We start from the raw sequence: 4,079 nt of genomic DNA, 5'->3' as shown, positions 1-4,079 counted from the left end.
GATTCTTCAGTCGCTTCGCTCCTTCAGAATGACAATCAATTGCTAATCGCTCCTTCAGAATGACATGCACAGAAAGTAGGATGTCGCGGTACTAGATACAAAACACTATAAGCAGTAGATTGCTTTGATGGAGATGGTTTATATGCCCGCACGAGTGGCTTTTTTTGAAGTAGAACCCTGGGAGGAAGCATACATCGAGGGGCACCTCGACGGCAAATTCGAGTTTGCCTTTTTCACCGAACCGCTCACGGTCGATACCGTCGAGCTTGCTAAGGGTTTTGATGTAATCTCGCCTTTTATCTACTCGGATATCGATAAAAGCGTAATAGAGCAACTGCCGGACTTAAAAATGATCGCCACCCGGTCGACCGGGTTCGATCACATCGACCTTACCGTGTGCGCGGCCGGGGGCATTGAGATATCAAACGTACCCTTCTACGGGGAGAACACAGTGGCCGAGCACACATTCGCGCTTATCCTCGCCCTTTCTAGAAAAATATTGCCTTCGGTCGAGCGCACCCGTCGTGGCAACTTCGACCTTGCCGGGCTTCGCGGTTTTGATCTAAAAGGCAGAACGATCGGCGTGGTCGGCGCCGGGAGCATCGGCCAACACGTCATCCGAATGGCCCACGGCTTCGAGATGAACGTCGTAGTTTTTGATGTGAGACGCGACGAACTCCTGGCCAAAAACCTGGATTTTAAATATGAAGACCTGGATGAATTGCTTCGGATATCCGATGTGATAAGCCTGCACGCACCGTACAACCCGCATACCCACCACATGATCAATCGCAGAAATATCCACGGGATGAAACGGGGTGCGATCCTGATAAACACATCCCGAGGCGGTCTGGTTGAAACCTCGGCGCTGGTGGAAGGGCTGCAGAACGGCATTTTAAACGGCGTCGGTCTGGACGTTATCGAAGAAGAAGGATTGATAAAGGAAGAACGCCAGCTGCTCTCGCACGAATACACGCACGAAAAACTGCGAATCGCCCTTGAGACGCACATGCTTCTCTTTAGAGACGACGTTATTATAACCCCTCACAACGCGTTTAACAGCACCGAGGCCGTTCAGAGGATTTTGGACACGACCATGGCGAACATCATCGCATTCATAGAGGGCCGACCGCAAAACACCGTCTTACAAGCCGCCTGATTATCTACTTTACAACCGGCATAACCACCGGCTGATTCAAGTCGGAAATACTCATGGATGAATCGGCCTTAGAGGTAATGGTACCCAGTCCCTCCATAGCCATCTTAAATATGCTGCGCGTTTCGTAATAATCGGCAATCTTTGTATCCTTGTCCACAAACACCCTGTACGCCATATCGAACCTCATACCCTGAAGCAGCTGTCCGTATACCTCTTTCATTAGTGCGAGATCTTCAGGTGTAGCATCGGTGCCCGCCAGCTGAGTGACCAGATTCAACAGATAATCCTTAAACCCTCTCGGGTCGAGCTTTACGTAAATCGTGTAATGCGGCTTGCCGTTTACCAGCGCATCATCACCAAAAGCGACAATAGTTGCAATATCCTTAAACTCGGTAAGCGTCGCGTTCGGGTTCTGCATGGTATTACCGCCGACGAGCGCGTTGAGTATTGAAGAGGTCTGGGTATCGACCAGCTCCCATGCGCCGTCGACTTTCTCATAGTATTCAGAACCGTTGGTATAGCTTTCGCTAACATCAGCGCCTGAAGTTCCAAGACCAAGAAGGTCTCCGCCCCCCGATGCCGTTGTCGTCGTTTTTACATATACCTCTTGGGGCTTTCTAAATGCGCCGGTCATCTCCTGGGTTATGGCCATGGGGCCTGAACCGGCTTGGTCGGGCGATATAATCAAGGTGGACTTTGTCGTCCCGCCGAACTTATACGAGGTAACCGCATCAAGCGTTGCCGTTGACTCGTTAAGAACATCCTGCGCCGTCTTACCGTCACGAATATCGCTGTACGCGATATCGACCGTTCTGGTTGCGCCGTTCCAGCCAACCGTAGATCCGAAGGCTTCAGCGATGCAGCGCACCGGCACAAGGGTGCGCCCTTCTATAAGCATCGCCGGAACATCCAGCTGTTTCATCGGTGAATTGTCCTTTGTGGGTATACGGTTTCCTACCTGGAGTTTGACGATATGACCTGATTTGGTTGCGATAACCGTCTTGGTTCTCTGGTCCCAGGTAACTCCGGCGCCGATCGATTCACAGATAGTGCGCATCGGGACCATGGTACTGCTGGAAACAATGAGTGGTGGGATCTCGGAAGATAGTGCGACTCCGTTGACCTTTATGGTTATCTCCGGAGTCGATGCCCAGGCAATGCCTGAGAGCAATAAGGATATGGCTACTACAATCAATACTACCTTTGCTATTCGTTTCAACATTACCCTCCCTGGTTAAACATTGATACTCTAATCAGTCTTTCGAAAAAACTACTACTGATTATATACGAAATAGCGGTAGCAAGCTATCTTAAATAGCCCTAAACAATATTAAATTAAAGCGTTATGCAGTAAGCTTAGCCGCCAAGCTGTTGCTTGTATTCGGCAATAACAGCCGCCTGGATACGCTCTCGTGTTTCGCTATTGATCGGATGAGCTATGTCTCTAAAATCACCGCTCGGCAATTTGCGGCTCGGCATGGCCACAAAAAGACCCTTCTCACCCTCAACGACACGCAGATCGTGAACAACAAACTGGTCGTCGATCGTAATGCTCGCAATCGCCTTAACCTTGTTCATCTCTACTGGCCTAATGCTCACCTTTGTAATTTCCATTCGGGCTCCTTTACTACGATCTTGCCAATCCTATGGCTGAGATTTCTATCTTCGCGCCTTTTGGCAAGCCTGCAACTTGTACGGCCTCCCTAGCTGGCGGTTGCTTAGAGAAAAATTCACCGAATACATCATTTACTATCGGAAAATCTGCTATATCGCTTAAATATACTGTCACCTTCACCGCACCATCAAGAGAACTATTTCCCGCGGTCAACACCGACTCGACATTTTTAAGCGCCCGCTGTGTTTGCTCCTTGATGTCTCCATCGATAAGCTTGCCTGTTTCAGGATCGAGCGCAATCTGACCCGACACAAAAACAAGGTTTTCCGCCTTTATACCTTGAGAATAAGGCCCGACAGGCTGTGGGGCACCATCGGTTATAATGGTTATCCTACTCATGCGTACCTCCACGTAACGCGACCGTTGCCAGTTGCAAATCCGATTCCTTATCCACATCGACCCCTATTTCGATAAACGGGGTTATTACCGCCATGCAAGTCGACTGCGTTAGCCGGCCTACCCTCTCCTCAAGCTGGCCAATACTTAGCAACCCCAGCACAAACCTGAACAAAAACATGATGCCAAGGACCCGAGCGAGCTTTACGGGCTGTTTGCGAAGCTCATACATCCGCTCGATAAACGCCATGTTCCTGTTTACAAACTCGGGCTCGACGAGCACGATGTTCCCCCCGGTAAAACGGCCTTCCTTTACTTTTGCGTAGGTTCGCTTTACATCGGGAAAGCGCTTCTCGGACTCGCCGTACTTAACTATCGGGTAGTAAAACCCTGCTTTGCGTTTTGAACAACGCTCGAGGAAATCACTAATGGCCTCAGGCGAAATCAGCGGTATGTCGGCGGACAAAATCAGCACCTGGTTCTTTGTACCTAGAAAATCAATCCCCGCTTTTGCGACCCTGGGCAGGCTCCCTGTCGCCATTACGACATCCGCCTTTGCGGCCAACCTGTTGAGCGAATGCTCGACCGGGAGTACCACGCAGATACGGTCGATATCCTTGCAGCGGCTGAGCGCATCGACCACATACTCGAACATAGGCCTACCGTTAACCGGCACCAAGCCTTTTGCCGGTACTTCAGCCAATCCTTTTGCGCTTCCTCCTGCAAGTATTATCGCGTCTACCAACCGATACCACCTAGAACTATTGTTGAGTAGTTACATATTCTTGATAGCTGCCGGATTTCCTTTAATTTAACGAAAACTTATAAACACTTATAAGCACTAATATACAACAACTATTAGTATAATTTTCTTACCGGATAATTACTAAACCCATAAGACCTCTATAC

5 protein-coding genes are annotated in these 4,079 nt (G+C 49.5%); 1 reads left to right on the top strand and 4 read right to left on the bottom strand.

The window, feature by feature from the left end:
* The first annotated feature begins 142 nt into the window (after positions 1 to 142).
* Entirely contained in the window at positions 143 to 1,159 is a 1,017-nt protein-coding gene (locus COY37_RS07750) for a hydroxyacid dehydrogenase (RefSeq protein WP_286678677.1), read from the top strand.
* 4 nt (positions 1,160 to 1,163) lie between these two features.
* On the opposite strand, the gene COY37_RS07745 is transcribed toward COY37_RS07750, so the two are convergent.
* The 4 genes from COY37_RS07745 to COY37_RS07730 form a co-directional block, all read right to left on the bottom strand.
* Entirely contained in the window at positions 1,164 to 2,381 is a 1,218-nt protein-coding gene (locus COY37_RS07745) for a copper amine oxidase N-terminal domain-containing protein (RefSeq protein ID WP_286678678.1), read from the bottom strand.
* 134 nt (positions 2,382 to 2,515) lie between these two features.
* Positions 2,516 to 2,773, bottom strand: a complete 258-nt coding sequence (gene spoVG, locus COY37_RS07740; RefSeq protein ID WP_286678679.1) for a septation regulator SpoVG — start codon at positions 2,771 to 2,773, stop codon at positions 2,516 to 2,518.
* Between the two features lie 13 nt (positions 2,774 to 2,786).
* Entirely contained in the window at positions 2,787 to 3,173 is a 387-nt protein-coding gene (locus COY37_RS07735; protein WP_286678680.1) for a RidA family protein, read from the bottom strand.
* The gene (locus tag COY37_RS07730; protein WP_286678681.1) at positions 3,166 to 3,915 is read right to left on the bottom strand and encodes an NTP transferase domain-containing protein; all 750 of its coding nucleotides are present in this window, start codon (positions 3,913 to 3,915) and stop codon (positions 3,166 to 3,168) included. The genes COY37_RS07735 and COY37_RS07730 overlap by 8 nt, the downstream gene beginning before the upstream one ends.
* Positions 3,916 to 4,079 lie beyond the last annotated feature (164 nt).

This window comes from Candidatus Aquicultor secundus (genome assembly GCF_002791875.1).
GTDB lineage: Bacteria > Actinomycetota > Aquicultoria > Aquicultorales > Aquicultoraceae > Aquicultor_A > Aquicultor_A secundus.
This window is presented reverse-complemented; position numbering and strand designations above follow the sequence as displayed.